The sequence below is a fragment of the Cupriavidus sp. CuC1 genome, assembly GCF_044627735.1.
In the GTDB taxonomy this organism is placed as follows: domain Bacteria; phylum Pseudomonadota; class Gammaproteobacteria; order Burkholderiales; family Burkholderiaceae; genus Cupriavidus; species Cupriavidus ulmosensis.
Genome location: NZ_JBIUHC010000007.1, coordinates 74,282 through 100,957, shown reverse-complemented (window position 1 = coordinate 100,957; position 26,676 = coordinate 74,282). Strand labels below are relative to the sequence as shown.

Sequence of the window (26,676 nt, the reverse complement as noted above, 5' to 3'; positions counted from 1 at the left end):
TATGTCGTGGGCGTGGGTGGCGTGCCGCGGGGTCTTAGCCGAGCTGGCCCTGGCAAATATATTTGGTGTGCATGTAGTCGTCCAGCCCGTGGCGCGATCCCTCGCGTCCGTAGCCGGATTCCTTGACGCCGCCAAAGGGCGCGGCCTCCGAGGCGATGGCCCCTTCATTGACGCCGACAATGCCGGTTTCCAGCGCCTGGGCCACGCGCCAGATGCGGCGCACGTCGTTGGAGTAGAAGTAGGCGGCCAGGCCGAAGGGCGTGTCGTTGGCGTCGCGCACCACTTCGGCTTCATCGGTGAAGCGGAACACGGCGGCCACCGGGCCAAAGGTTTCCTCGCACGACAACGCCATTTGCGGCGTGGCGTTGGTGAGCACGGTGGGGGCGTAGTAGTGCGGGCCATCTTCCGGCCGCACGCGTTTGCCGCCGGTCACCACGACGGCGCCCTTGGCGACAGCATCTTCCACGTGGCGGGCGATCTTTTCCACCGCGCGGGCATTGATCATGGGGCCGATCTGCGAGGCTTCCTCGGTGGCGGGGCCGACCTGCAGCGCGGCGACACGCAGCGACAGGCGCGCGACGAAGTAATCGTGCACGCCAGCCTGCACGTAGACGCGGTTGGGGCAGACGCAGGTCTGGCCCCCGTTGCGGAACTTGGAGGCCATCAGGCCATCGACGGCGGCATCGATGTCCGCGTCGTCGAACACGATGAATGGCGCATTGCCACCGAGCTCCAGCGACAGCTTCTTCAGCGTGCCGGCGGATTCGCGGGCCAGGTGCTTGCCCACCGGCGTGGAGCCGGTGAAGGTGATCTTGCGCACGCGGCTATCCGCCAGCCAGGCATCGACCACGGCGGGCGTGTTGGCGCGCGAGGCGGTGACGATGTTCAGCACGCCGGCGGGCAGGCCGGCTTGTTGCGCCAGGTAGACCAGGGCCAGCGCGGTCAGCGGCGTGTCTTCGGCGGGCTTGGCCACCACCGTGCAGCCGGCGGCCAGCGCGGGCGCGATCTTGCGGGCGATCATGGCGAGCGGGAAGTTCCACGGCGTGATGGCGGCTACCACGCCCACCGGCTCCTTGAGCACCAGCATCTTGCGGCCGGGGACGGACTCGGCGACGATCTCGCCGCTGATGCGGGTGGCTTCTTCGGCGAACCACTCCACGTAGGACGCGCCGTACAGCACTTCGCCGCGGGCCTCCTTGATGGGCTTGCCTTGTTCGGTGGAGATGATCTGGGCCAGGTCCTCCTGGTGCTCCAGGATCAGGGCGTGCCAGCGTTTGATGATCTGCGCGCGGTCGCGGGCGGTGCGGCGGCTCCAGGTGGGGAAGGCGGCTGCGGCGGCGTCGGTTGCCTGGATGGCGTCCTTGGTGCTGCCGTCGGGGACCGAGGCGAAGATGGTATTGGTGGCGGGGTTGGTGACATCCAGGCGGTGGCCGGTGTGGGCGGCGGACCACTCTTGGCCGATTAGGTTGCTGGTGCGCAGCAGGGCGGGGTGGGTTAGGGGGAGTGGGGTGGATGTCATGGTTTTTGGCTACGGGGGGGGTTGACTGCAACTGCAACTGCTTAACGTCAAAAGCAACTGCAGTTTCACCTCCCCTTCGGGGAGGCGACCTACTTTTTTGTCTTGCCAAAAAAGTAGGCAAAAAAGGCGCGCCGGATGGGGCGACTACCCGAGGCGCCCCATACGGCCTTGGCACACCTTGACGGCTCGCTTCGCATCGCGCTGGGGTGATTCCCGCCTGACTGGCGGGAATCACGGCCGAACCGAATCGATGTCCCAACTCTCCTGCCGGTTCGCTCCCCTCTCCCACTTGTGGGAGAGGGGCCGGGGGAGAGGGCGGGCGTTCGCCATTTCGTGGTGGTCCCAAGCTGCGGGGCTTCCTAACTGACGATGCCCAGATGCCAGGGCACAAACTCGTTGTCGCCCAGCCCGAGTGCTTCGCTCTTGGTCGGATGTCCCGAGGCGGCTTCCAGGATGTGTTCAAAAATCCGCTGCCCCATCTGCTCAACACTCAATTCGCCGTCCAGCACCAGCCCGCAGTTGATATCCATATCGCCTTCGAGCCGCGTGTACATCGGCGTATTGCTCGCCAGCTTGATGGTGGGCGCGGGCTTGGAGCCGAACATCGACCCTCGCCCGGTGGTGAAGCAGATCAGGTTGGCCCCGCTGGCGATCTGGCCGGTGGCGGCGACGGGGTCGTAGCCGGGGGAGTCCATGAAGACGAAGCCGGCTTGCTCGATGGGCTCGGCATATTCATAGACGGCCTGCAGCGGCGTGGTGCCGCCTTTCATGGCGGAGCCGAGTGATTTTTCGAAGATGTTGGCCAGGCCGCCTTGCTGGTTGCCGTGGCCGACCACGCCGTTGAACTGGGCATTCTGGCCTGCGGTGTAGCGTTCCCACCAGGCCAGGCGGTCCAGCAGTTTCTGGCCGACTTCCGGCGTGACGGCGCGGCGCGTGAGCATGTATTCGACGCCGTGGATCTCGGGGGTTTCCGACAGGATGGCGGTGCCGCCGTGGCGCACCAGGATGTCCATGGCCGCGCCCAGCGCCGGGTTGGCGCTGATGCCGGAGAAGCCGTCCGAGCCGCCGCATTCCAGGCCGATCTTGAGGTGGCTGGCGGGCACGGGCTGGCGCGTGGCGGTGTTGGCGCCGGGCAGCATTTCCTCGATGGCGCGGATGCCGGCCTGGATGGTGGCCGCGGTGCCGCCGCTGTCCTGCATGACCATGGTGCGCACGTGGCTGCCGGGCACCAGGCCTTGCGACTCCATCAGGCCCGCTACCTGGTTGCGCTCGCAGCCCAGGCCCACGATCAGCACGCCGGCCAGGTTGGGGTGGCGCGCATAGCCGGCCAGGGTGCGCCGCAGCACGTCGAAGTGCTCGCTGGGCGAAGACATGCCGCAGCCGCTCGTTTGCGCAAAGGCGGCCACGCCATCCACATTGGGATAGGCCGCCATGCGCTCGGGCGTGAAGTAGTCGGCGATATGCCGGATCACCGTGGCCGAGCAGTTCACCGACGACAAAATGCCGATGAAGTTGCGCGTGCCGACGCGGCCGTCGGGCCGCACGAACCCCATGAAGGTGGCGCGCTCGGCTTCGGGCACATAGTCCACCGGCCGCACATCCTGGCAGAAGCCCGGATCGCGATAGAAATCCACCAGCGCCAGGTTGTGCGAATGCACGTGATCGCCGGCCTCGATGTCGCGCTCGGCCACGCCGATCACGGTGTCGAACTTGCGGATCTGCGCTCCCTTGGCAATGGCGCAAGCGGCGATCTTGTGCCCCGCGGGCACTTGCGCGCGCACGCGCAGGCCTAGTTCAGGCAGGCTCTGGCCAAGGCTCAGGGCGTCCCGGGCAATCAGGACGTTGTCGTTCGCATGCAGGCGGATCAGGGCGGCGGAGTTCACGTTGGGTCAGCCTTGTTGCAGCAGTTCTTTGAGCTTGAGGCGCTGGATCAGGTGGGTTTCCTGGTCGTACACCGTGCTGATGTAGCGCTTGTATTCCGGGCCGTCCAGGTACATGACCGGCGCATCGATGCGGGCCGCGACCTGCTGGAATTCCTTGCTGGCCACGGCTTGGCGGAAGGCGTCGCGCAGTTTCTTTTCCACGGCGGGATCCAGTCCGACGGGCGCGCCGATGCCGTTGGGCGCTTCCACCACCACGTTGTAGCCCAGTTCCTTGAGCGTCGGCGTGTCCTTGAAGCGCGGCGTGCGCTGGTCGCCCCAGGTGGCCAGCAGGCGCAGCTTGCCGGCTTCCACGTGGGGCGCCCACGAGCTGGAATCGGCCAGTAGGTCGACCTGCCCGGCAAGCACGTCCTGCAAGGCCTGCGCGCCGCCCTTGTAGGCAATGGCATTGAAGCGCACGCCAGCGGCCTGCGCGAATTCCTCCATGCCCACGTGGGTGGCGCCGCCGATCCCGGCATGCGCATAGGTGAGCTTGCCGGGATGCGCCTTGGCTTCGGCCACGACTTCCTTGAGCGACTTGAAGCGCGAGTTCGCCGGCACCGCGATGCCGAAGGTCTGGCCGGAAGTGCGGGCCAGGTAGGTCAGCTCGCTGCGCGGGTCCAGCTGCAGCATGCCGAGTTGCGAGAAGCGCGTCACCGAGATCGGCACCTGGCCGATGGTGTAGCCGTCCGGCTTGGCGCGGGCCAGCGCCTTGGTGCCGATCATGCCCGATGCGCCGGCGCGGTTCTCCACCACGATGGATTGCTTGAGTACGCCCGACGCCACCTGGCACAGCGTGCGCATCGACTGGTCGGCGGTGCCGCCGACAGGCCACGGGCAGATAAAGGTGATGGGCCGCTCCGGGTACCCGGCGGCACGCGCGAAGCCAGGCAGCAACAGGCCGGCAGTGCCGGCCGTGGCGGCAGCGGCGCCGCTGATGAGCAGGCGGCGTCGCCCGTGATTGATGCCGTGGGGTGCGGTCATGTGTCGTCCTCGCAGGAGTCGTTATTGGAGTCATGGGCCGATGGCAACATTCCATCGGTCAGGCAGGATTGTGGCAAAGCCCTTCATAACAATCCAATCAATGATCGGAATGGCTTCATAACCTTAAAGTTAAGTAGAATCGCGTCATGCCCCAGATCGACCGCGCGCTGCGCTCCAACATCAAGCTACGCCACCTGCAACTGGTGGTGGCGCTGGACGAATTCCGCCATCTCGGCCACACCGCCGAGTTTCTCTCCGTCAGCCAGCCGGCCGTCTCCAAGATGCTCACCGAGGTGGAGAAGGCGCTGGGGCTGACGCTCTTCACGCGCTCCACGCGCGGCACCGAGCCCACGCCGGCGGGCGCCTCGCTGGTACGCTTTGCCCGCTCGGTGCTGGCGCAATACGAGCGCACACGCGACGAGATCGCCGCGGAGGCCAGCGGCGCCGCCGGGCGCACCCGGGTGGGGTCGATGGGCGCGGCCTTGCCGGTGCTGCTGGCGCAAGCCGTGGGCCTGCTCAAGCAGCGCTCGGCCCAGGCCACCGTGCTGGTGGAGGAGGGCGACCTGCCCCACCTGCTGCCCAAGCTGCGCATCAGCGAACTGGACCTGATCGTCGGGCGGCTGGAGCCCGGCTACGCCGCGCCGGACCTGATCACCGAGCCGCTCTATAACGAGCCGATGGTGGCGGTGGTGCGCGCCGGCCACGCGCTGGCGGGCAAGCGCGCGCCGGGCTGGGCGGACCTGGCCGGCATGCCTTGCGTGGTGCCGCCGCCGTGGGCCTCGCTACGGGTCAAGATCGAGCAGGAGTTCTACCGGCACGCGCTGCAGCCGCCGACCGACCTGATCGAGTCGTCGTCCTACCTGGCGATCTCTACCTTCGTCACCCAGCTCGACGCGGTGGGCTTCCTGGCCAGGTCGGTGGGGCAGCAGTTCGAGCGGGAAGGCCGCTTCCATGTCCTGCCCATGGACGTGCCCCTGGAGCTGCCGCCGGTGGGCGTGATCACGCTGCGCGAGGGGCGGCCCACGCCCAGCAGCATCCAGCTGCTCGAATGCCTGCGCGCGGCGGCCGGGCAATTCGCCGCGCCGCCTGCGGGTGAGAAGAAGGCCGCGGACAAGACGGGGCGCGCGGCGCGGCGGGCACGATAGGCGCGTCGCGCCGGGGGCGAGCAAGGCAGGGCACGCGGACGTTTCCGGCACCCCTGCGCATATCCATATCTGAAAGCATTTGTTGTGGGCACCCTTGCGATCCCGCAACATGCCCGCTCGCTTTTCGTTTTCCCCTTCCTCTTTCTTGTCTCTTATGGCCCCACGCCTCTCCCGCATGCATTCCCTCGAGCGATCCCCGCTGCTTCACCGTCTTGCGGCCGCCTTGTGCGCCGTCTTTTCCCTGGCAGCCGTTCCCGCCCACGCCGACGCCACGTTCGACAAGATCAAGCAGCGCGGCAAGCTGGTGGTTGGCGTGATCCTGTCAGGCCCGCCGTTCGGCACCATCGACCCGGCCACGCAGAAGCACATCGGCTATAACGTAGAGCTATCCGAGGGCGTGGCCAAGGGCCTGGGCGTGGCGCTGGAAACCATCCAGGTGCAGCCGTCGAATCGTGTCCAGTTCCTGCAGCAAGGCAAGGTCGATATCCTGATCGCCAACATGCAATGGACCCAGGAGCGCGGCGAGATCCTGTCCTTCGTGCCCACGCCGTTCGAGGAGGTCGGCGGTGCTGCCATCGCGCGCAAGGGCAGCGGCATCGCCAGGTGGGAAGACGTCAAGGGCAAGCCCGTCTGCGTCTCGCAAGGCAGCAACTTCACCAAGCCCCTGGCCGAGCAATATGGCGCGCAGATCAAGGCGTTCCGGGGGCAGCCCGAGTCGCTGCTGGCGCTCAAGGGCGGCAACTGCGTGGCGGCCGTGCACGTCAGCCCCACGCTGCGGGACCTGGTGGACGGCAACGCCGACTGGAAGGACTTCGAGATCGTCTCGCCGCGCGACCTGATCCCGTCGCCGTCGGTGATCTGGCTGCGCAAGGGAGAAGCCGATACGCAGGCCGCCCTCGATCGCATCGTACAGGACTGGCATCGCACCGGCTGGCTGATCGGGGTCGAGAAGAAGAACGGCATGACGCCCACGCCGCTGCTGCGCCAGCTGCACGAGAAATTCCGCAAGATCCCCGCCTGAGGCATTGCCACGGCGGATGAAACCAGTACTTGCCCGATCAGCGGGATTCAGCGCGGCCTGGCGAGCAGGTACTTCGCCAGCGCGTGAAACGCCGGGATCGTCGTCGGGTCGTTGGCGGCATTGCCGGCCACCGGGTTCGATGCGTAGCGCACGATCACCATCTCGGCCTTCGGGTCGACATAGATGCGCTGGCCATGCACGCCGCGGGCCATGTAGGCGCCGTGCTCGTTATGGGTGACCCACCACATGTCGCGATAGCTGCCGCCCTTTAGCAGCGGATAGTCGGCCTTGGCAAACACGGCCTTGTCGCCGCCGGGGCGGATGTCGTCGATCACCGCCTTGGGCAGGATCTGCTGTCCGTTGAACTTGCCGTCGCGGCGCAGCATATCGCCAAAGCGCGCCAGGTCGCGCAGGCCGGTGTTCAGGCCGCCGCCGGCAAAGGGCGTGCCGATGGAGTCGATGGTGAAGTACGCATCCTGCTCCGCGCCCAGCCGGCGCCAGATACGCTCGGACAGCAGCTCGGCCACCGAGCGTCCGGTCACGCGTGCAATGACCCAGCCCAGCGCATCGGTATTGACAGTCTTGTAGCCAAACGCCGCGCCATGCTCGCCTTGCGGCTGGATGGCCTGGAGCGATTCATAGTAATTGCGCGGACCGGTGTAGTCCTTGGGCTTGGGCAGCGGGCTGCCCGCCTGGGCGTGCATCCAGACCTCGGCGTCGGGGTCCGCGTAATCCTCGCTGTATTTGAGCCCCGTGGTCATGTCCAGCACCTGGCGCACCGTGGCATTGCCGAATGCGGATCGGGCCAGCTCCGGCACGTAGTCCGCCAAGCGCTTGCTCGCATCCAGGCGGCCTTCTGCGACCAGCATGGCGCCGAGCGTGCCGATGACCGACTTGGTGACCGACATGGCCGCATGCTGGCCGTCGTCCTTCAGCGCGCCGAGGTAGCGCTCATAGACGATGCGCCCGCGCTGCAGCACCACGATGCCATCGGTGTAGTTGGCCGCCAGGGATTGCGCCCAGGTCATCGGCTGGGTGGCGCCGATCGGCAGGAACTGCAGCGCGTCGATATCGGTGCGCAACGCGCGCGGCAGCGGCACCGGCGTGCCAAGCCCGCGCGAGACGTTGACGGTGGGCATCAGCTCCCGGAAGTGCGACACGCTCCAGCGCAGGGCGGGGAATTGCCAATAGCTGCCGTCGTCGAAGCGTACCGTGCGCTCGGGCGGCGGTGGCGCGCCATTCATCCAGCCAAGGCCGGCGGGATCGCTGGCGGCGGCGTCGGGCACCGATGGCACCGGTGCATCGGCGGCCCATGCCAGAGGCATCAGCCCGAAACCGCAAAGGGCCAGCGCGATCGCCGCGCGGCGGGGAACGCCGTTGCTCATCTTCAAGACCACCTCCAAAAGTCAAAGGGCTCTCATGCAAGCAGCCCCGGGCAATATAAACCATGCAATAACGGAGCCGGCCTATGACGCACCACATTGCGGCGTCGTCCTGCCCGCAGGCACTGATTTAGGTCCACGCGCGCCGCCCCATGGTGCGGCGCGCGTGGGTGCCCTGCATGCGTCTTCGGCCCGCGAAGGCGCCCTGATCCCCAATTTCCCGATTGGTAAGAGGAATTTATTTTTCTTCTTACATGGCATGCCTCCTGCTTTGTTGGTCTGCACGCCTTCATGTATACAACCCGGGATACAAGCGATGACCAGCAAGACTCCTCTGCGCCGATCCGCCGCCAGCCTTGGCAGTTGCCGGACCCTGCCTGACTGGCAACAGCTTTACAAGACGCAAGGCGCCTCGCCGCTGGACGCGCTCGCCCCGTTCCTGGACCTGGACGCAGGCGATCCGGCCTGGATCGCGCGCCTGGATGTGGCACGGCTGCAGTCCCAGCTGGCTGCGCTGGAGGCTCGGGTTGAAGAGGCGGGCGGCAAGCTCGATGCGTTTCCCCTCTACGGCGTGCCGTTCGTGGTGAAAGACAACATCGACGTGGCAGGGTGGCCCACCACGGCGGCGTGTCCCGCGTTTGCGTATGTGGCCGAGCGCGATGCCGGCGCGGTGGCGCGGCTGCGGGCGGCCGGGGCCATCGTGGTGGCCAAGGCGAACCTGGATCAGTTCGCCACCGGCCTGGTCGGGGTGCGCTCGCCCTACGGCGCGGTGCCCAACAGCTTCGATCCGGCGTACGTCAGCGGCGGCTCCAGCTCGGGCTCGGCGTCTTCCGTGGCGCGCGGCTGGGTGCCGTTCTCGCTCGGGACCGATACGGCAGGCTCCGGGCGCATTCCCGCGGCATTCAACAATATCGTAGGCCTCAAGCCGACGCGGGGCTGGCTGTCCAGCGCCGGCGTGGTGCCGGCCTGCCGCACGCTGGACTGCGTTTCCGTGTTCGCGCTGACGGTCGACGATGCCGCGCTGGTGGCGGAGATCGCCGGCGGCTTCGACCATGCCGATCCTTACTCGCGCAGCTATCCGCTCAGCGCGCCTGCCGCGCTGGCGCCATCGCCCGTGCTGGGCGTTCCCGATCAGCTGGTGTTCTTTGGCGATACGCAGGCGCAGGCCAGTTTCAAGCAGGCGCTGGCGGACTTGCAGGCCATGGGCGCTAAGCTGGTGCCCGTTGATTTCTCGCCATTCGCCGAGCTGGCCGCGCTGCTCTACCAGGGGCCGTGGGTGGTTGAGCGCTTCCTGGCGGTGAGCCAGCTTCACGCCAGCCAGCCGGACGCGATCGATCCGGTCGTGCGCGCCATCGTCGAGGAGGCTGGCCGCTATAGCGCCATGGATGCGTTCAACGCCGAATACCGGCGGGCGGCGCTGACCCGCTCGATCCACGTAGCGCTGGCCAAGGTCGACGCGCTGGTGGTGCCGAGCGCGCCGTCGATCTATACGCTGGCCGCCGTGCAGGACGATCCGATCCGCCTGAACGCGCGGCTTGGCACCTATACCAACTTCACCAACCTGGCCGACCTGTCGGCGCTGGCGTTGCCGGCCGGTGCGCGCGAGGACGGCCTGCCGGCCGGCATCACGCTGGTTGCCCCGGCTTGGTCGGACCGCGCGCTGGCACGTCTTGGCCGGCAGTGGCAGGCGGCGCAAGCGCTGCCGCTGGGCGCCACCGGGCGGCCTTGTCCCGTTGATGCCCAGCGCGCTACGCCCGTCACGCCAGGGTCGGTCCGGCTGGCCGTGGTCGGCGCCCATCTCAGCGGCATGCCGCTCAACCACCAGCTGCTCACGCGCCACGCGGCCTTTGTGGAGGCATGCCGCACTGCGGCTTGCTACCGGCTCTATGCGCTGGCGGATACGACGCCGCCCAAGCCCGGGCTGGTCCATACCGGCGCGGGTGAGGGCGCGCCGATCGAAGTCGAGCTCTGGGATGTGCCCCTGGCCAGTTTCGGCGCGTTCGTGGCGGAGATTCCCGTGCCGCTTGGCATCGGCAAGCTGATGCTGGAAGACGGCCGGCAAGTCGCCGGGTTCATCTGCGAGCCCCGGGGCCTGGAAGGCGCCCGCGATATCACGGCTTTTGGCGGCTGGCGCGCCTATCTCGCCAGCAGCAACGTCCGCGTTAGCGCCAACTGACCCGGGAGCCGCGATGTTCCATACCGTACTGATCGCCAATCGTGGCGAGATCGCCGTGCGCGCCATCCGCACCTTGCGTGCCCTGGGGATCAAGAGCGTGGCCGTGTATTCGGATGCCGATCGCAATGCCGCGCATGCCCGGCTGGCCGATGTGGCCGTGCCGCTTGGCGGCGAGCGCGCGGCGGATAGCTACCTGGTGGCCGAGCGCGTGCTGCAGGCTGCGTTGGATACCGGCGCGCAAGCCGTGTTTCCGGGCTACGGCTTTTTGTCGGAGAGCGCGGAGTTTGCGAAGGCCTGTGACGCGGCGGGACTGGTCTTCATTGGCCCGACGCCGCACCAGCTCCGCGAGTTTGGCCTGAAGCACCGTGCGCGCGAGCTGGCGGCGCAGGCGGGGGTGCCGATGACGCCGGGCACTGGCTTGCTCGCCAGCCTGGAACAAGCCCTGCGCGAGGCCGGGCGCATCGGCTATCCCGTCATGCTCAAGAGCACCGCCGGTGGCGGTGGCATCGGCCTGTCGCGTTGCGCCAACGACGCCGAGCTGAGCGCGGCCTTTGATAGCGTGCAGCGGCTGGGCGAGCAGTTCTTCAAGGATGGCGGCGTCTTTATCGAGCGCTGCCTGGACCGGGCGCGGCATATCGAGGTGCAGATCTTCGGCGACGGCGCAGGCCGCGTGGTGGCGCTGGGCGAGCGGGATTGCTCCACGCAGCGCCGCAACCAGAAGGTGGTGGAGGAAACCCCGGCGCCGCATCTGAGCGAGGCAACGCGCCATGCGCTGCATCGGGCCGCGATCCAGCTGGGCGAATCTGTCAGCTACCGGTCTGCCGGCACGGTGGAGTTCATCTACGACGTGGAGCGGGAGGCGTTCTACTTCCTCGAGGTCAACACCCGGCTGCAGGTGGAGCATCCCGTGACCGAGCTGGTCACCGGGCTGGACCTGATCGCCTGCATGCTGAAGGTGGCGGCGGGCGATGCGCTGGACTGGGACGCCATCTCACGGCCGCCGCAGGGCGTGGCCATGGAGGTGCGGCTCTATGCGGAGGATCCGCTCAAGCAGTTCCAGCCCTCGCCGGGCACGCTGACCGAGGTGGTTTTTCCTGATGGCGTGCGCGTCGACGGGTGGGTCGAGACCGGCACGCAGGTGTCGGCCTTTTACGATCCGCTGCTGGCCAAGCTGATCGTCCACGGCCCCACCCGCGAAGCCGCGCGCGAAAAACTCGCGGCAGCGCTGGCCGCCACGCGCCTCTGCGGCATCGCCACCAACCTGGACTACCTGCGCCAGATCGTCGACTCGCCCGAGTTCTCCGCGGGCCGGGCCTTCACGCGCATGCTCGACAGCTTTCCCTACGCGCCGGCAGTCATCGAGGTGATGGAGCCTGGCACCTACACCAGCATCCAGGACGTGCCCGGCCGCATGGGTTACTGGCATGTCGGCGTGCCGCCGTCCGGGCCGATGGACGACTACGCTTTCCGGCTGGCCAACTGCATCGTTGGCAATCACCCCGGCGCCGCCGGGCTCGAATGCACGCTGGTGGGGCCACGCCTGCGCTTTCACAGCGCGGCCCTGGTGGCGCTGACCGGCGCGCCTTGCGCAGCGACGCTCGACGGGATGGATGTCCCGTTCTGGGCGCCGATCAGCGTAGCCCCGGGACAGGTCCTGGCGCTCGGCAAGGCCACGCAAGGCTGCCGCACCTATCTTGCCGTGCGCAATGGCTTTGACGTGCCGGTCTACCTTGGCAGCCGATCCACTTTCGCGCTCGGGCAGTTCGGCGGGCATGCCGGGCGCACGCTGCGGCCAGGCGATATGCTCCCGATCGGCCAGCCGCATCTGGCGGGGTCCGGCATCGAAGCACCCATGACGCAGCCGCAGGCGGCACCCGCGGCGCTGATGCCGGCCTACGGCCAGCATTGGGATATCGCGGTCCTGTACGGCCCGCATGGTGCCCCGGATTTCTTTACGCCGGCCTCCGTGGAGACGTTCTTCGCCACGGACTGGGAAGTGCACTACAACTCGAACCGCCTCGGCGTGCGCCTGGTCGGGCCCCGGCCCGAATGGGCGCGGCGCGATGGCGGCGAGGCGGGGCTGCACCCATCCAACGTGCACGACTGCGAATACGCGATCGGCGCCATCAATTTCACCGGCGACTTCCCGGTGATCCTTACCAACGACGGCCCGAGCCTGGGCGGCTTTGTCTGTCCTGTGACGGTCGCCAAAGCGGAGCTGTGGAAAGTCGGCCAGGTCAAGCCGGGCGACCGGATCCGCTTCCGGCCAATCAGCTTCGATGCCGCGCGTGCCCTGCAGGCGGCCCAGGACCAGGACATTGCCGGGCTGCGGCAAACAGCGCGCGCGCCATCGCTGCCGGCGCCGGCGCGTGCCACCGCCATCCTCGCCGGGCGCGCGGCCAGCGGGCATCACCCGGCCATTGCCTACCGTCAGGCGGGCGATGGCTACCTGCTGCTGGAGTACGGCGAGAACGTGCTCGATATCGGCCTGCGGCTGCGGGTGTACCTGATGATGGAGGCGCTCAAGGCGCAGCCGGTAGACGGCGTGCTGGAGCTATCGCCCGGCGTGCGCTCGCTGCAGGTGCGCTACGACGGCCAGCGCATTCACCAGGCGGCCTTGATCGAGGCGCTGCTTGCCATCGAGGCCAGCCTGCCGGACGTGGCCACGCTGAAGATCCCCACGCGCGTGGTGCACCTGCCGATGGCCTTCGAGGACGCCGCCACGCTGGATGCCGTGCAACGCTACCGCGAGACGGTCTGCGCGGATGCGCCGTGGCTGCCGAACAATGTCGACTTCATCCAGCGCATCAACGGCCTGGCGCATCGCGACGAGGTGCGGGACATCGCGTTCTCCGCGCGCTATCTGGTGCTGGGGCTGGGGGATGTCTACCTGGGCGCGCCCTGCGCCGTGCCGCTTGATCCGCGGCACCGGCTGCTGACCTCCAAGTACAGCCCGGCACGCACCTTTACTGCGGAAGGTACCGTCGGCATCGGCGGGGTTTATATGTGCATCTACGGCATGGACTCCCCGGGCGGCTACCAGCTGATCGGGCGCACGCTGCCGATCTGGAACAAGTTTCTCAAGAACCCGGTGTTTGAGCCGGGCGCGCCGTGGCTGCTGCGCTTCTTTGACCAGGTGCGGTTCTACCCGGTGGCAGAGCCGGAACTGGACCGGCTGCGCGAGGACTTCCGCGAGGGGCGGGCCACGGTGCGCATCGAGCACGATGTCTTCGACTATGCCGCGTACCGCCAGTCACTGGTGGACAGCGCGGACAGCATTGCCGCTTTCCAGGCACGGCAGCAGGCGGCATTCAGCGCGGAGGTTGCGCACTGGAAAGTCCATGAGGCCAACGCCGCGCCCATCGAGGTGCCGGCCGCCTTGCTCCATGACGAGCTCGACGGTCACGCCGTGACGGCGGAGATCAGCGGCAGCGTGTGGAAGGTGCTGGTGCAGCCGGGCGAGCAGGTGCGGGCTGGACAGCCGCTGCTGGTGGTAGAGGCCATGAAGATGGAGTTGACCGTGCGGGCACCCGTGGCGGGGACGTTGTCGGCCATGCGTTGCCGTGCGGGCTCGGCGATCAAGGTAGGCGACCGTCTCGCGTCGATCGCCTGACCTATCGCCTGACCTATCGCCTGACAGGCGCGGCTCAGCGCGGCTTGATGAACTTCAGCGTCATGCGATCCGATTCGCCGATGGCCATGAAGCTCGCGCGGTCGCGCTCGCCGCCGCGCAACGTGGGCGGCAACGACCACACGCCATCGGGATGGTCGTGGTCGTCGCGCGGGTTGGCATTGATCTCGCTGCGCCCGGCAAGCGCAAAGCCTGCCGCGCGGGCGTGGTCGATCACATAGTTCTCGGTGACGTAGCCGGTGGCAATCATCTGCTCCAGCGACGTGCCCGGCGCGGCCCGGTGCTCCTCCACGCCCAGCACGCCGCCGGGCTTGAGCACGGCGTAGAAGGCGCGCAGGCTGTCGTCCAGGTGGCCGTCCTTGATCCAGTTGTGGATGTTGCGGAAGGTCAGCACCAGGTCGGCACCACCCGGCGGGGCGATATCGGTAAAGGCGTGCACCGGCAGCGTGCCGACCGTGACCTTGCCATAGCTGGCCGGGTCCTGCGCCAGCTTTTTCTCGAAGTTCGCCCTTGAGCGCTTGCCTTCTTCGCTCGCGTTCGGGGCGCTCACATCGTAATGGGCGGCATAGAGCTTGCCGCGGTCGCGCAGCACCGGCGCCAGGATCTCCGTGTACCAGCCGCCGCCCGGCGCAATCTCGATCACCGTCTGGTCCTGCTGCAAGCCGAAGAACTGCAGGGTTTGCAGCGGATGGCGATACACATCCCGGGCCTTGTTGGCGGCGCTGCGCTGCGGGCCGGCAATGGCGGCGGCGAGTGCGTCGTCGCCGGTGGCTGGCGCAGCGTTGGCCGCGCAGGCCAGCGTGCCGGCCGTTGCCAGCAGCAGGGCGTGCCGCACGAAACGGCGCCGGGCAGGGGAGGGAGTCATGGCATTCCTTGCTGAAGGTGAGTGGTGGCTATCCGTAGCCGCCCCTGAATCTGGATGCAGCGCGGCCGGTTTGTCAAGCCGGCTGGCAACTGCGCCCCGGTTGCCGCCTGCCGCGCAGGAGGAAGCGTCTTTGGAAATGCGTTTTTATTCGTTCTCAATCCCGCGGGCAGGGCACGTACGGCTATGGGCGCGGGCAGGAGGAGACGTTGCCGTGGGCTTCGTCCTCGGCGCGCGTGCCGTTCGACGTCAACGCCATCCGTCGCGATTTCCCGATCCTGCAGGAACGCGTCAACGGCCGCCAGCTGGTCTGGTTCGACAACGCTGCCACCACGCACAAGCCGCAGGCGGTGATCGACCGCATCTCGTACTTCTACGCGCACGAGAACTCCAACATCCACCGCGCCGCCCATGCCTTGGCCGGGCGCGCCACGGATGCCTACGAGGCGGCGCGCAGCAAGGTGCAGCGCTTTATCGGCGCGTCCTCGCCGGACGAGATCATCTTCGTGCGCGGGACCACCGAGGCCATCAACCTGATCGCCAAGACCTGGGGCGTGCAGAACGTTGGCGAGGGCGACGAGATCATCGTCTCGCACCTGGAGCATCACGCCAATATCGTGCCGTGGCAGCAGCTTGCCGCTCAGACCGGGGCGAAGCTGCGGGTGATTCCGGTGGACGATTCCGGGCAGGTGCTGCTGGACGAGTACCGCCGGCTGCTGAACGACCGCACCAGGATCGTGTCCGTGACCCAGGTCTCGAACGCGCTGGGTACCGTAGTGCCGGTGAAGGAAATCGTGGACCTGGCCCACCGGGCAGGCGCCCGCGCGCTGGTCGACGGCGCGCAGTCGGTCTCGCATATGCGGGTGGACGTGCAGGCTATCGACGCGGACTTCTTCGTGTTCTCGGGCCACAAGGTGTTCGGGCCTACCGGCATCGGCGTGGTCTACGGCAAGCGCGAGGTGCTGGAGGACATGCCGCCCTGGCAGGGTGGTGGCAACATGATTGCCGACGTGACCTTCGAGCGCACCGTGTTCCAGCCGCCGCCCAACCGCTTCGAGGCCGGCACCGGCAATATCGCCGATGCGGTAGGGCTGGGCGCCGCGCTGGACTATGTGGAGCGGGTGGGGATCGAGAACATCGCCCGCTACGAGCACGACCTGCTGGAGTACGCCACCCACCTGCTGCAGCCCATCCCGGGCGTGCGGCTGGTGGGCACGGCGCGCGACAAGGCCAGCGTGCTGTCCTTCGTGCTCAAGGGCTTCGAGCCCGAGGAAGTGGGCCGCGCGCTCAACGAGGAAGGCATCGCCGTGCGCTCCGGACATCACTGCGCGCAGCCCATCCTGCGGCGCTTTGGCGTGGAGGCCACGGTGCGGCCGTCGCTGGCCTTCTACAACACCACGGACGAGGTGGACCGGCTGATTTCAGTGGTCAGGCGGCTTTCCGGGCGCCACTAGGGGCCAAAAACGTGGGGCGTGGGGCTTATAACCCCCCTGAATTTGCATGAATCGGGACGCGCCCTGCGTTTTCTTCTAAAATCCGCTATCTTCTCACCTTGATCGGCGCGCTTTCCAGCCTTCGGACCGGAGCCCGCCTTGTTGAACGTAACCGGCAAGCTACCGCCAAGCCTTTGGTATCAGGCCACAACAGGCCACCGACGCCGGCGCCATCCAGCGCATACAGCGCCTTATTCATGAGCAATCTCAACCAGCAAGCCATCCTCTCCGTCCACCACTGGACCGACACGCTCTTCAGCTTCACCTGCACCCGCGACCCCGGTTTCCGCTTCGAAAACGGCCAGTTCGCCATGGTTGGCCTGGAAGTGAACGGTCGTCCGCTTCTGCGCGCCTACAGCATCGCCAGTGCCAACTACGAGGAAACGCTGGAATTCTTCAGCATCAAGGTGCCCGACGGCCCCCTGACATCGCGCCTGCAGCACCTGAAGGAAGGCGACCAGATCTTCGTCGGCAAGAAGCCCACCGGCACGCTGCTGGTCGACAACCTGCTGCCCGGCAAGACCCTGTGGCTGCTGGCCACCGGCACCGGCCTGGCCCCGTTCCTGTCGATCATCCGCGACCCGGAAGTGTATGAGCGCTATGACAAGGTCGTGCTGACCCACACCTGCCGCTTCGTCGAGGAACTGGCCTACCGCGAACTGATCCAGGAACACCTGCCGCAGCACGAGCACCTGGGCGAGCTGATCCGCGAAAAGCTGGTCTATTTCCCCACCGTGACCCGCGAAGAGTTCGACAACCAGGGCCGCATCACCGACCTGATCGCCAACGGCGAGCTGTTCGAGCGCCTGGACGTGGAGCCGTTCTCGCTGGAAAACGACCGCATCATGCTGTGCGGCAGCCCGGACATGCTCAAGGACATCCGCGCGATGCTGACCGAGCAGCAATTCACGGAAGGCAATATGAGCGAGCCGGGCCATTTTGTGCTTGAAAAGGCATTTGTTGGCTGAGCGTTCCGGCACTTGACGCCATGACGCCATGACGATCGCCGGGACTCCCCGGTGATCGCTCAATCCCGCTGGCGGGACATCACCCAGAAGTGAATCCCCAGGGTGGTCAGGAAGACACCTCCCAGCTGCATCCACGCCAGTTCCGTCCCCAGCGACAGGTATAGCCCCGCCGCGCTGGCGGCTGTGCCCGCACGCCCGTGCCATTTCCGCGTCCAGCTCTGGTTCCCTTGCGTCATGCTTGCGCTCCTGCGCTGACGTGCGCCATCACTAAGCCACCGCGGCCACTGCCGGCACCGGCAACCCCCGTACCCGCCCCACATCCGGCACAGCCGCCATCAGCGCCCGCGTATAGCCATGCCGGGGCGCGGCAAAGACCGCATCCGCCGGCCCGACTTCCACCAGCTGCCCGCGCTGCATCACGCCCACCTGGTCGCATAGCTGGCGGATCACCGCCAGGTTGTGGCTGATCAGCAGGTAGGTCAGGCCGAATTCGTCCTGCAGGTCGCGCATCAGGTTGAGCACCTGGGCTTGCACCGAGACGTCCAGCGCAGTGGTGGGCTCGTCGGTAATCGGCAGTCCGGGCTCGCCGCACAGCGCCAGCGCAATGGCCGCGCGCTGGCGCATGCCGCCGGAGAACTGGTGCGGGTACCGATTGAAGCGTATGGCGGGCTCGGCGGGATGGCATCGTTGGGCAGCGCGGAGAAACTTCGGCGCATAGCGTGGTAGCGGCAGGCTCGCCATGAACAAGGACTTGCTAGACTACCGGCCGGTGCGCATCGGCACAAAGAAGCATATTGCGCTTCCATATTCGCTTGTTGAGAAGGCAGTGCCTGCGGGCCTTCTCAGGCTAAAACCACCCGGAAGAGAACGCGCGTTGTGAATGTGAATATCAGGAATGGCTCCTCGCTGATCGCCTTGCTGGCGCTGTATGTCCCTGCCGCACAGGCAGCGCCGGCCGGCATGCAATGCGACCGCGCCGCGAGCGGCACGGAGATTGCGATCTGCGCCAATGAGGACCTGCGCCGGCTCGATAGCAAGCTCTCGGCCGTGTATGGCAAACTCGCTGGCGCCCAGGCCCGGCAGCGGGCCCCGCTACGGCAAGCCCAGCTCGCGTGGCTGAAGACCCGGGATCAGTGTGGGGCGGACAAGAGCTGCATCCATGCACGATACGACGAGCGGCTTGCCGCCTTGCAGGCGCAGCTGCGCGAAGCCACCGCCTACAAGCCGGACAGCGTGGACCGGCAGGCGCTGGAGGACCTGCGCCAGGCCGTGGAAGCCCAGCGCAAGGCCGATCCGGTGTTCCCGCTCGAGAAAGCCCTCGATGCGATCCGGATCCAGGCAGGCCTGACGACGTTCGGCAATGTGAAGGACGACAAACAGCCGGACGACGACGCGCATTTCCCGAAGGTGCGCCCCACAGGCGTCACCAGCGACGACTGGCGTGCCTTGCAGGCCTCCGGCATCGATGCCGGCGGTGAGAACGGCTTTGCGTCCTATACCTTGCTGGATATCGACGGCGACGGCCAGCGCGACCTCATCGTCGACACCTATTCCGGCGGGACCGGGTTGTTCTCGTACGTGAGCGCGCTGCGTCGCGAGGGCGGCAGATTTGCCGGCGCCGATGGGTCGGAGGGCGGCTACCTTTACTCGCTCAACGGACGCGGCGCCAACCAGGCGGCGGACTGGGTCCGCCTGCGCGGACGCGTGTATGTCGCTTACCGCAGCAGCTACTACGGGGTGGACAACCTCTACCTGCTCAGGCCGCTGACGGTGGTTGGCGAGGTGCCAAGGCTTGCTGTGCACTACCGCTACCAGCTCTCCATCCCCAAGGTCCAGAAGGATGAAGAGAAGGGCACGGTGACGACGCTGGACAGCACCCTGCATGGCGCCCTGACGCGCGCGCTTGGCCAGGTGAGCAGCGAGGTGGCGCGCGATGTCGGCACGATGGACAAGCCCCTTTGCCCGGTCCCGGACACGGTCAAGGGCGATGACCGCGGCGCCTACTACAGCTACGGCCCGGGCCACTACACCTTTGAAATCGTGGGGGATATGCCCGTCTGGGTGGGGCGCCAGTGCTACATCGGGCAGCTGGTCGACTGGTTTGGCGGCTATTCGCCCAAGGACGGCCTCTTCGCGCAACTGTGGATGCGCAAGCCGGAGGAGGATGCGCAAACGCAGACGTATTCCGTCAAGGGCTTGCGCACCGCTGTCGGGATCAAGGCGTCGATCGGCAACGTGGAGGGCGACAACGGCATGTAGCCTGCCTCCCACGCAGGCGAATCATTCGCCGATCTCGACCTCCATGTTGGTGATGGTCGGGAAGTCTCTGACCTGCTTCAGGTTGACGGAGAATGCCACGCCCTTGCGCGTGCCCATCACATAGCCGGACTGCTCATCCGCGTCGGACTCCGCATCCTCCAGCGGCGGCGTCAGCTGCTGGTAGAAGGCCAGCACCTGCTCGATGCTGTCGGTGGTCTGCAGCCTCAGCACGCGCCTGGCCTTGGCATCGCTCAAGGCGTCCTGCGCGGTGCGGTGGACGATCGCCTTCGGGTACAGCGGCACCTGGGACGAGAATCCCGCGGGGAGCTTGACCGGGCTGCCGCCGGTGCGGCTGGCATCCAGCGTGATGGTCTCCACCGTGGTGATCTTCTCGCCGTCGCCGGTCTTGAGGTCCTCGGGCACGTCGCGGCTCCACGTCACCAGCGGCTTGGCCTTGGCGCGGTCGACGCCGGGCCGCAGGAACACCGAGAGCATGCCGTGCTGGCTGTCCCGGCAGGCGGTCTGGCCTTGCTTGCCGCACTCGCGATGCACCAGCGCCGCGGCCAGCACCTCGCCGCGCTCGTCCACCAGCACGGCCGCGCGCTCGGCGCCATCCGACAACTGGCGGCGCGACGACAGCAGGCGCTGGCCGCCGGGCAGTCGCTGCTGGGCCCGGTTGGGGCGCGATTGCAGGCCAGACAGGATCTGCTCCACAAGCAGGCCTTCCTCCCAGTAGTAGGTACCGGACGCCACGCCGGCAAACCGGGTGATGGCGAGGTCCAGCGCAGGGGCTTCACGCGTGTCCTGCTGGCGGCTGGGGTCCAGAACCAGGACGGCATCGGCAGCCTGGGCATAGGGCGCGGCGCCCAGGGTGGAAAGAAGCAAAGCCAGTCCGGCACAGGAGGCGGGACGAAATCGAAGAGCCATACAGAGAGGGAAAAAGGTTGGGCTTGCCAGGCCGGTAAACAGGAAAACGGGCCCTGAAGGGGCCGCAGCTTGCTGACAAAGCCGGATCTGCGTTGTCGTGCTCCCCTCTCCCGCGCGCGGGAGAGGGGCTGGGGGAGAGGGCGGGCGCTCGTTACGCCGTCGTGCTGGAAAACACCACGGGCTTCGCTTCAGGTGGCTCCTAGCCAAGCCACCCCTCTCCCCGGCCCTCTCCCCCTGAGGGGAGAGGGAGAGACAGCCGTCGTCATGGCGCGCGGCTTTTTGGCTTGCTCGGCGGCTTCGGCAAATGCCTCAGGTTTGTCAGCAGTCTGGGGCCCTGACGGGGCCCGTTCGGCGGCAGGCCGCGAGGCCTGATGTGACTGCAAGTGTACTTGATAAAGCCGGCTAGCTGAAGCCGGGCACCGATAATGGGATACGCCGAGAGCGATGAACAAGCAGGCTTCAGCCTTCGGCTGCCCGAACCCGCGCTATCGGTAAGATGGCGCTCCCGGTGGGAACGCCCCAAGGGCGCTGCCGGCCACCACGCAAAACCGCATATCGACCCTCGTTCTTATTCCTTAAAGATCGCCCATCCACGGCGTATGTTCATGTTTTGCCCATGCGGAGCGCACCTGTGCGCAGCCGCTTTGGGACATAGCAAACCAGGAAGAGGAGCCTACGATGAGCGTGGAAATCATTGGCATGATCCAGAGCCAGAAGCAGTCGGAAATCCATCCGGCCAGCGGGCCGGTCGTGGATCGCGACTATGTGCGGGCCTTTGCCCAGGCGCATGAGAACGCCGGCTTCGACCGGGTGCTGGTGCCGCATCACTCCACCGGCCCGTCGGCCACGCTCACCATCGCCTATGCCGCCGCCGTGACCGAGCGCGTGCATTTCATGTTGGCGCACCGGCCGGGCTTTACCGCGCCCACGCTGGCGGCCCGGCAGATCGCCTCGCTCGACCAGTTCAGCGGTGGCCGGCTTGGCGTGCACTTCATCTCCGGCGGCTCCGATTCCGAGCAGCAGCGCGACGGCGATTTCCTCAGCCACGACGAGCGTTATGCCCGCACCGACGAATACCTCGGCATCCTGCGCCGCATCTGGACCGAGGGCAAACCATTCGACCATGAGGGCAGGTACTATCGCTTTACCCAAGGCTACTCCGAGGTAAAGCCGGCGCAGCAGCCGCACGTGCCGATCTTCTTCGGCGGCGCATCGGACGCGGCGGTGGAAGTCGCCGGCCGCCATGCCGATGTGTATGCGCTGTGGGGCGAGTCGCTCGACCAGGTGCGCGACATCACCACGCGCGTGCGCGCCGAGGCCGCCAAACATGGCCGGAAGGTGCGTTTTTCCGTGTCGTTCCGGCCGATCCTGGCCGAGACGGAAGAGCTGGCGTGGGCGCGCGCCCACGCCATCCTGGAAGAAACCCGGCGCCTGCGCTTTGCTGCTGGCCTGGGGCAGGGCGACCCGCAGCAAAGCGAGGGCGCGCGCCGCCTGCTCGCCGCCGCCGACAAGGGGCCGCGCGTGGACAAGCGCCTGTGGACGGAGATCGCCAAGCTCACTGGCGCGCGCTCCAACTCCACCGCGCTGGTCGGCACGCCCGAGCAGGTGGCCGATGCGCTGCTGGACTACTACGACCTTGGCGTGACCACCTTCCTGATCCGCGGCTTCGATCCGCTGGAAGATGCCGTGGACTACGGCCGCGAGCTGATTCCCCGCGTGCGCGAACTGGTGGCGCAGCGCGAGGCTTCGGCCGGTGCCGGTGCCGGTGCCGGCCGCAAGGCAGCCTGAAAGGGATGGCAAGCGGCATCATGACGGCATCCCGAAGACAATTCCTGCGCTATGGCGCATTGGCGGCGGCCAGCGGCGCCTTGCCGTTTTCCGTGTCGGCCCAGGGCCGGCCCGTGCTCAAGGCCGGCGACCAGAAGGGTGGGCTGCGCGCGCTGCTGGAGAGCGCCGGCGAGCTCAAGGGCCTGGCCTACGACATCCAGTGGACGGAGTTTCCCGCCGCCGCGCCGCTGGCGGAGGCGCTCAACGCTGGCGCGGTGGATTCCGGCCCGATCGGCGACGCGCCGGCCATCTTCGCGCTGGCCGCGGGCACGCCGATCAAGATCATCGGCGCCAACCGCTCGGACCCGTTCGGCACCGCTGTGCTGGTACGCGTCAATTCTCCGTTCAAGACGGCATTGGACCTGCGCGGCAAGAACATCGGCACCAACCGTGGCTCCATCGGCCACTTCGTCGCCTTGAAGGTGCTCGAATCGGCCGGGTTGAAGCCCGAGGACGCCAGCCTGCGCTTCCTGCCGCCGGCGGACGCCAAGCTCGCGCTGGTCAACGGCTCGATCGATGCGTGGGCCACGTGGGAGCCTTACACGGCCCTGGCCGAGACCAGCGGGCACGCACGCGTGCTGGTGAGCGGGCGAGGGCTGTGGTCCGGGCTGAGCTATCTCGCGGCGACGGACAGCGCGCTGGCCGCCAAGCGCGAAGTACTGCGCGACTTCCTGCAGCGCGTGGTGCGCGCGCAGGTGTGGTCCTACCAGCATGTGGACGGCTTCTCCGCGGCGCTGGCGCGCATCATCGGCATTGCGCCGGAAGCCGCGCGGCTGCAGTTCGAGCGGCGCCATACACAGTGGCGCAACATCGATGCGGCAGTGATTGCCGAGCAGCAGCGCACCGCGGATTTCTACCTGAAGGCCGGCCTGCTCAAGCAGCGCCTGGATGTGCGAACGACGTTCGATACCAGTTTTCCGCTGGCGGTATAGACCGGCTGCAGCAGCCAACCCGCGAATCGACTGACCGCACCCGAATTCACCATCATCCATGCCGGCAACGCCGGCAACCCGGAACCCTAAATGAAGCGTCGTGATTTCCTTGTCAGCGCAGCGCCGCTGGGCTTGCTCCTTTCGCTTGGCCCCTCCGGTCTGCCGCTGGCGCATGCGCAGACGGCCACCGGAACGCCGGTGTCCGGCGGCATCCTCAACGTGGCGGTTTCTCCCGAGCCCACGCTGCTGACCTCTGCCTTCATCACCACCATGAACATCGGCCAGGTCTCGAGCAAGATCCTCGAAGGCCTGGTGAGCTACGACCTGAGCCTGCAGCCGGTGCCGGCGCTGGCTACCTCGTGGCACACCTCGGCCGACGGCCTCACCGTGACCTTCAAGCTGCGCCAGGGCGTGAAATGGCACGACGGCAAGCCCTTCACGGCGGCGGACGTGCAATACACGCTGCAGGAAGTCTGGAAGAAGCTCCACCCGTTCGGGCGCGCCGCCTTTGCCAACGTCACGGCAGTGGACACGCCCGACCCGCACACCGTGGTGATCCGGCTGTCGTCGCCCGCGCCTTACCTGCTCAACTACATCAACACCTACGGCGCGCAGATCCTGCCCAGGCACCTCTACGAAGGCAAGGACGTGCTGAGCAACCCGGTCAACAACGCGCCCGTGGGCACCGGGCCATTCGTCTTCAAGGAATGGGTCAAGGGCAGCCACGTGCGGCTGGAGCGCAACCCGGACTACTGGCAGAAGGGCCAGCCCTACCTGGACGGCGTGGTGTTCAAGTTCATCCCCGACGCCGCCGCGCGCACGGTGGCGCTGGAGGCGGGCGAGATCGACGTGGCGCTGGGCTCCAGCATTCCGCTGTCGAACCTGAACAAGTTCCAGGACAAGACCAAATACACCATCAACCTGGAAGATGGCCGCTACCTCGCGACCATCTTCCTGACCCAGTTCAATGTGCGCAAGCCGTACTTCAGCGACAAGCGCGTGCGCCAGGCGTTTGCCCACGCCATCGACCGCAACGCGCTGCTGAAGATCGTGTTCCTGGGCTACGGCAAGCCGGCCACCGGGCCGGTGCCGTCGTCGGTGGTCAACTACTACGCCCCGGAAACGCGCCAGTACGGCTTCGACCTGAAGAAGGCCGCGGCGTTGCTCGACGAGGCTGGCCTCAAGCCGGGCAAGGACGGCAAGCGCCTCACGATCGCGCTGGACTACGATGCCGGCGGCGGCGTCACCGCCACGCGCCCGGCGGAGTTCATCAAGCAATCGCTGGCGCGCGTGGGCGTGGAGGTGGAGCTGCGTGGCGGCGACACCGCCAGCTACCTGCGCCGCGTCTTTACCGACCAGGACTACGACCTGATGATCTCCAGCCTGCACCGCCTGCCAGACCCCACGCTGGGCGTGCAGCGGCTGTTCTGGACCAAGAACATCATCAAGGGCTCGCCGTGGACCAACGGCTCGGGCTACAGCAACCCGCAGCTCGACGCCATCATGGAAGCGGCGGGGCGCGAGGCCGACCAGGCCAAGCGAGGGGCGCTGATCAAGCGGTGGCAGCAGATCGTGCAGGAGGACGTGCCGGTGCTGGACCTGGTGGAGCAGACCTGGGTCACGGTCTCGACCGCGCGCTTCCATAAACGCGCCTTGCAGGGCGACGGGCTTTTTGCCTCGTACGCCGATGCCTGGCTCACGCCCAAGCGCTGAGGCCGTCGCCATGGCCTGGTCGATGCGCGCGCCGGTGTTCGTCTTTCTCCGCAACCGGCTGCTGCAGGTGGTGCCGGTGGTGTTCGGCATCGCCTTGCTGAACTTCCTGATCCTGCAGATCGCGCCCGGCGACGTGGTGGATGTGCTGGCGGGCGAGGCGGGCGCCGCCACGCCGGAATACATGGCGCAGCTGCGCGCCGGGTTCGGGCTGGACCAGCCGCTTTACCTCCAGTTGCTGCATTACCTGTGGAACGTGGTCACGCTGGACCTCGGGTTCTCGTTCCGCCAGAACATGCCGGTGTTCGACCTGATCGCCAGCCGCCTGCCCGCCACCCTGCTGCTGATGGCGGCGGCCATGGGGATTGCGCTGCTGCTGGGCGTGGCGCTTGGCGTGCTGTCCGCGCTGCGGGTGCACCGCTGGCAGGACAACGCGATCTCGCTGCTGGTGCTGGTGGCCTACGCCATGCCCACCTTCTGGCTGGGGCTGATGGCCATCGTGCTGTTCTCCGCCAAGCTGGGTTGGCTGCCTTCCGGCGGCATGAGCGATATCAGCGCGGCGCATACCGGCCTCGCCCATGCGCTGGACGTGGCCCGGCATGCCGTGCTGCCTTCGCTCACGCTTGCCACCTTCTACCTGGCGGTCTACGCCAAGCTGGTGCGCACTGCCATGCTGGAGCTCTACGGCGCCGACTTTATCCGCACGGCGCGCGCCAAGGGCGCGGGCGAGGCGCGCATCACGCTGGTCCATGCGCTGCGCAACGCGCTGCTGCCGCTGGTCACCATGCTGGGCTACCAGGTGGCATCGCTGCTGTCCGGCGCCGTGCTGGTCGAATCCGTGTTCAGCTGGCCGGGGCTGGGCCGGCTGGCGTTTGAATCCATCCTGGCGCGGGATTTCAACCTGCTGCTGGGGATCTTGCTATTGAGCTCGTTGCTGGTGACGCTGATCAATATCGTGGTGGACGTGGCGTACGCGCTGCTGGACCCGCGCGTGCAGCTGCGCCAGGCCGGAGGGTGGTCATGAGCTTTCGATCGATCGTGTTCGCGCTGTCGCTGCCTGCGCTGCCGCCGCTGGCGGTGCGCTCGCTGGCCTTGCTGCGCGCCATCGCGCGCAATCGCGGCGCGCTGCTGGGGCTGGGCCTGCTGGCCTTGCTGACCCTCGTTGCGGCATTCGGCCGGCTGTGGTTTCCCGGCGACCCCTGGGAGATGGCCGGGCCGCCGATGCTGTGGCCGGGCGAGGATGCTGCCTACCCGCTCGGCACCGATTTCATGGGCCGCGACCTGGCTACCGGGCTGGTGTCGGGGGCGCGGGTATCGCTGCTGATCGGGCTGGTCAGCACCGCGCTGGCCTCCACGGTGGGCATTACCGTCGGCGCTATCGGCGGGTATTACCGTGGCTGGGTCGACATGGCGCTGATGCGCGTCACCGAGGTCTTCCAGACGGTGCCCAAGTTCGTGCTGGCGGTGGTGCTGGTGGCGATCTTCAAGCCATCGGTGGCCACTGCCGTGTTCGCCATCGGCGTGGTGTCGTGGCCGCCCACGGCGCGGCTGGTGCGCGCCGAGTTCCTGGTGCTGCGCGAGCGCGAGTTCGTGCTGGCCGGCGGGGCCATCGGCATGAGCCACGCCCGCCTGATCCTGACCCAAATCCTGCCCAACGCGCTGCCGCCGGTGGTGGCGATGTCCACGTTGACGGTTGCCACCGCCATCCAGACCGAGGCCTCCCTGGCCTTCCTTGGGCTGGGCGACCCCAATGTGATGAGCTGGGGCACCATCATCGGCAGCGGCCGCGAGCAGGTGGTGGACGCCTGGTACATCTGCGGCCTGCCGGGCATCGCCATCGTGCTGACCGTGCTGGCGTTCAACCTGCTGGGCGAGGGGCTTAACGATGCGCTCAACCCGCATCTGCAAAAGAGGTAACCAA

18 protein-coding genes and 2 pseudogenes are annotated in these 26,676 nt (G+C 67.3%); 12 read left to right on the top strand and 8 right to left on the bottom strand.

The window, feature by feature from the left end; all coding sequences use genetic code 11:
- Positions 1–34: 34 nt before the first annotated feature.
- From ACGLHR_RS04885 to ACGLHR_RS04875, 3 genes are all read right to left on the bottom strand, one after another.
- Positions 35–1,519, bottom strand: coding sequence for an NAD-dependent succinate-semialdehyde dehydrogenase (locus ACGLHR_RS04885; RefSeq protein WP_400092346.1), 1,485 nt, complete (start codon positions 1,517–1,519; stop codon positions 35–37).
- A 359-nt stretch (positions 1,520–1,878) separates the two neighbouring features.
- Entirely contained in the window at positions 1,879–3,402 is a 1,524-nt protein-coding gene (locus tag ACGLHR_RS04880) for a UxaA family hydrolase (protein WP_400092345.1), read from the bottom strand.
- A 6-nt stretch (positions 3,403–3,408) separates the two neighbouring features.
- Positions 3,409–4,422, bottom strand: coding sequence for a tripartite tricarboxylate transporter substrate binding protein (locus tag ACGLHR_RS04875; protein ID WP_400092343.1), 1,014 nt, complete (start codon positions 4,420–4,422; stop codon positions 3,409–3,411).
- A 146-nt stretch (positions 4,423–4,568) separates the two neighbouring features.
- On the opposite strand from ACGLHR_RS04875, the gene ACGLHR_RS04870 reads away from it, so the two are divergent.
- Positions 4,569–5,567 (top strand): LysR substrate-binding domain-containing protein, encoded by a 999-nt coding sequence (locus tag ACGLHR_RS04870; RefSeq protein WP_400092342.1) that lies wholly within the window; start codon positions 4,569–4,571, stop codon positions 5,565–5,567.
- 175 nt (positions 5,568–5,742) lie between these two features.
- Complete coding sequence (locus ACGLHR_RS04865; protein WP_400092339.1) at positions 5,743–6,588, top strand: transporter substrate-binding domain-containing protein; 846 nt, start codon at positions 5,743–5,745, stop codon at positions 6,586–6,588.
- 47 nt (positions 6,589–6,635) lie between these two features.
- On the opposite strand, the gene ACGLHR_RS04860 is transcribed toward ACGLHR_RS04865, so the two are convergent.
- On the bottom strand, positions 6,636–7,913 hold the full coding sequence (locus ACGLHR_RS04860) for a serine hydrolase domain-containing protein (RefSeq protein WP_400092406.1): 1,278 nt from the start codon (positions 7,911–7,913) through the stop codon (positions 6,636–6,638).
- Positions 7,914–8,286: 373 nt separating this feature from the next.
- Between ACGLHR_RS04860 and atzF the strand changes: the two genes are divergently transcribed.
- Both atzF and uca read left to right on the top strand, forming a co-directional pair.
- Entirely contained in the window at positions 8,287–10,146 is a 1,860-nt protein-coding gene (atzF, locus tag ACGLHR_RS04855) for an allophanate hydrolase (RefSeq protein WP_400092337.1), read from the top strand.
- A 13-nt stretch (positions 10,147–10,159) separates the two neighbouring features.
- Positions 10,160–13,759, top strand: a complete 3,600-nt coding sequence (gene uca, locus ACGLHR_RS04850; protein WP_400092335.1) for an urea carboxylase — start codon at positions 10,160–10,162, stop codon at positions 13,757–13,759.
- A gap of 34 nt (positions 13,760–13,793) precedes the next feature.
- On the opposite strand, the gene ACGLHR_RS04845 is transcribed toward uca, so the two are convergent.
- Positions 13,794–14,642, bottom strand: a complete 849-nt coding sequence (locus ACGLHR_RS04845) for a class I SAM-dependent methyltransferase (protein WP_400092333.1) — start codon at positions 14,640–14,642, stop codon at positions 13,794–13,796.
- Positions 14,643–14,857: 215 nt separating this feature from the next.
- Here ACGLHR_RS04845 and ACGLHR_RS04840 point away from each other — a divergent pair.
- A pseudogene (locus tag ACGLHR_RS04840) lies at positions 14,858–16,093 on the top strand (family 2A encapsulin nanocompartment cargo protein cysteine desulfurase); the annotation flags it as partial.
- 236 nt (positions 16,094–16,329) lie between these two features.
- Positions 16,330–17,100 carry a ferredoxin--NADP reductase gene (locus ACGLHR_RS04835; RefSeq protein ID WP_318237806.1) on the top strand — a complete coding sequence of 257 codons (771 nt, stop codon included), beginning with the start codon at positions 16,330–16,332 and terminating at the stop codon, positions 17,098–17,100.
- Positions 17,101–17,159: 59 nt separating this feature from the next.
- On the opposite strand, the gene ACGLHR_RS04830 is transcribed toward ACGLHR_RS04835, so the two are convergent.
- Together ACGLHR_RS04830 and ACGLHR_RS04825 are read right to left on the bottom strand one after the other, a co-directional pair.
- Complete coding sequence (locus ACGLHR_RS04830; protein WP_400092331.1) at positions 17,160–17,336, bottom strand: hypothetical protein; 177 nt, start codon at positions 17,334–17,336, stop codon at positions 17,160–17,162.
- A gap of 43 nt (positions 17,337–17,379) precedes the next feature.
- Positions 17,380–17,754: pseudogene (locus ACGLHR_RS04825) on the bottom strand (ATP-binding cassette domain-containing protein); the annotation flags it as partial.
- Positions 17,755–17,976: 222 nt separating this feature from the next.
- Between ACGLHR_RS04825 and ACGLHR_RS04820 the strand changes: the two are divergent.
- Positions 17,977–19,359 carry a lysozyme inhibitor LprI family protein gene (locus ACGLHR_RS04820; RefSeq protein WP_400092329.1) on the top strand — a complete coding sequence of 461 codons (1,383 nt, stop codon included), beginning with the start codon at positions 17,977–17,979 and terminating at the stop codon, positions 19,357–19,359.
- Positions 19,360–19,380: 21 nt separating this feature from the next.
- On the opposite strand, the gene ACGLHR_RS04815 is transcribed toward ACGLHR_RS04820, so the two are convergent.
- Complete coding sequence (locus tag ACGLHR_RS04815; protein ID WP_400092326.1) at positions 19,381–20,244, bottom strand: hypothetical protein; 864 nt, start codon at positions 20,242–20,244, stop codon at positions 19,381–19,383.
- Between the two features lie 720 nt (positions 20,245–20,964).
- Here ACGLHR_RS04815 and ACGLHR_RS04810 point away from each other — a divergent pair.
- The 5 genes from ACGLHR_RS04810 to ACGLHR_RS04790 all read left to right on the top strand — a co-directional run bounded on the left by ACGLHR_RS04810 (position 20,965) and on the right by ACGLHR_RS04790 (position 26,672).
- On the top strand, positions 20,965–22,074 hold the full coding sequence (locus ACGLHR_RS04810) for an LLM class flavin-dependent oxidoreductase (RefSeq protein WP_400092324.1): 1,110 nt from the start codon (positions 20,965–20,967) through the stop codon (positions 22,072–22,074).
- Between the two features lie 20 nt (positions 22,075–22,094).
- Positions 22,095–23,045 (top strand): ABC transporter substrate-binding protein, encoded by a 951-nt coding sequence (locus ACGLHR_RS04805; RefSeq protein WP_400092323.1) that lies wholly within the window; start codon positions 22,095–22,097, stop codon positions 23,043–23,045.
- A 90-nt stretch (positions 23,046–23,135) separates the two neighbouring features.
- Positions 23,136–24,758 carry an ABC transporter substrate-binding protein gene (locus ACGLHR_RS04800; RefSeq protein ID WP_400092321.1) on the top strand — a complete coding sequence of 541 codons (1,623 nt, stop codon included), beginning with the start codon at positions 23,136–23,138 and terminating at the stop codon, positions 24,756–24,758.
- A gap of 10 nt (positions 24,759–24,768) precedes the next feature.
- The gene (locus tag ACGLHR_RS04795) at positions 24,769–25,779 is read left to right on the top strand and encodes an ABC transporter permease (RefSeq protein ID WP_400092320.1); all 1,011 of its coding nucleotides are present in this window, start codon (positions 24,769–24,771) and stop codon (positions 25,777–25,779) included.
- Positions 25,776–26,672 (top strand): ABC transporter permease, encoded by an 897-nt coding sequence (locus ACGLHR_RS04790; RefSeq protein WP_400092318.1) that lies wholly within the window; start codon positions 25,776–25,778, stop codon positions 26,670–26,672. Before ACGLHR_RS04795 ends, ACGLHR_RS04790 begins: the two co-directional genes overlap by 4 nt.
- Positions 26,673–26,676: the final 4 nt, after the last annotated feature.

Excerpts from the sequence above, each read along its gene's own strand:
- ACGLHR_RS04885 (WP_400092346.1), bottom strand. The coding sequence starts at position 1,519 with ATGACATCCACCCCACTCCCCCTAACCCACCCCGCCCTGCTGCGCACC.
- ACGLHR_RS04875 (WP_400092343.1), bottom strand. The coding sequence starts at position 4,422 with ATGACCGCACCCCACGGCATCAATCACGGGCGACGCCGCCTGCTCATC.
- ACGLHR_RS04870 (WP_400092342.1), top strand. The coding sequence starts at position 4,569 with ATGCCCCAGATCGACCGCGCGCTGCGCTCCAACATCAAGCTACGCCAC.
- ACGLHR_RS04865 (WP_400092339.1), top strand. The coding sequence starts at position 5,743 with ATGCATTCCCTCGAGCGATCCCCGCTGCTTCACCGTCTTGCGGCCGCC.
- ACGLHR_RS04860 (WP_400092406.1), bottom strand. The coding sequence starts at position 7,913 with ATGCCTCTGGCATGGGCCGCCGATGCACCGGTGCCATCGGTGCCCGAC.
- atzF (WP_400092337.1), top strand. The coding sequence starts at position 8,287 with ATGACCAGCAAGACTCCTCTGCGCCGATCCGCCGCCAGCCTTGGCAGT.
- uca (WP_400092335.1), top strand. The coding sequence starts at position 10,160 with ATGTTCCATACCGTACTGATCGCCAATCGTGGCGAGATCGCCGTGCGC.
- ACGLHR_RS04845 (WP_400092333.1), bottom strand. The coding sequence starts at position 14,642 with ATGACTCCCTCCCCTGCCCGGCGCCGTTTCGTGCGGCACGCCCTGCTG.
- ACGLHR_RS04835 (WP_318237806.1), top strand. The coding sequence starts at position 16,330 with ATGAGCAATCTCAACCAGCAAGCCATCCTCTCCGTCCACCACTGGACC.
- ACGLHR_RS04830 (WP_400092331.1), bottom strand. The coding sequence starts at position 17,336 with ATGACGCAAGGGAACCAGAGCTGGACGCGGAAATGGCACGGGCGTGCG.
- ACGLHR_RS04810 (WP_400092324.1), top strand. The coding sequence starts at position 20,965 with ATGAGCGTGGAAATCATTGGCATGATCCAGAGCCAGAAGCAGTCGGAA.
- ACGLHR_RS04805 (WP_400092323.1), top strand. The coding sequence starts at position 22,095 with ATGACGGCATCCCGAAGACAATTCCTGCGCTATGGCGCATTGGCGGCG.
- ACGLHR_RS04800 (WP_400092321.1), top strand. The coding sequence starts at position 23,136 with ATGAAGCGTCGTGATTTCCTTGTCAGCGCAGCGCCGCTGGGCTTGCTC.
- ACGLHR_RS04795 (WP_400092320.1), top strand. The coding sequence starts at position 24,769 with ATGGCCTGGTCGATGCGCGCGCCGGTGTTCGTCTTTCTCCGCAACCGG.
- ACGLHR_RS04790 (WP_400092318.1), top strand. The coding sequence starts at position 25,776 with ATGAGCTTTCGATCGATCGTGTTCGCGCTGTCGCTGCCTGCGCTGCCG.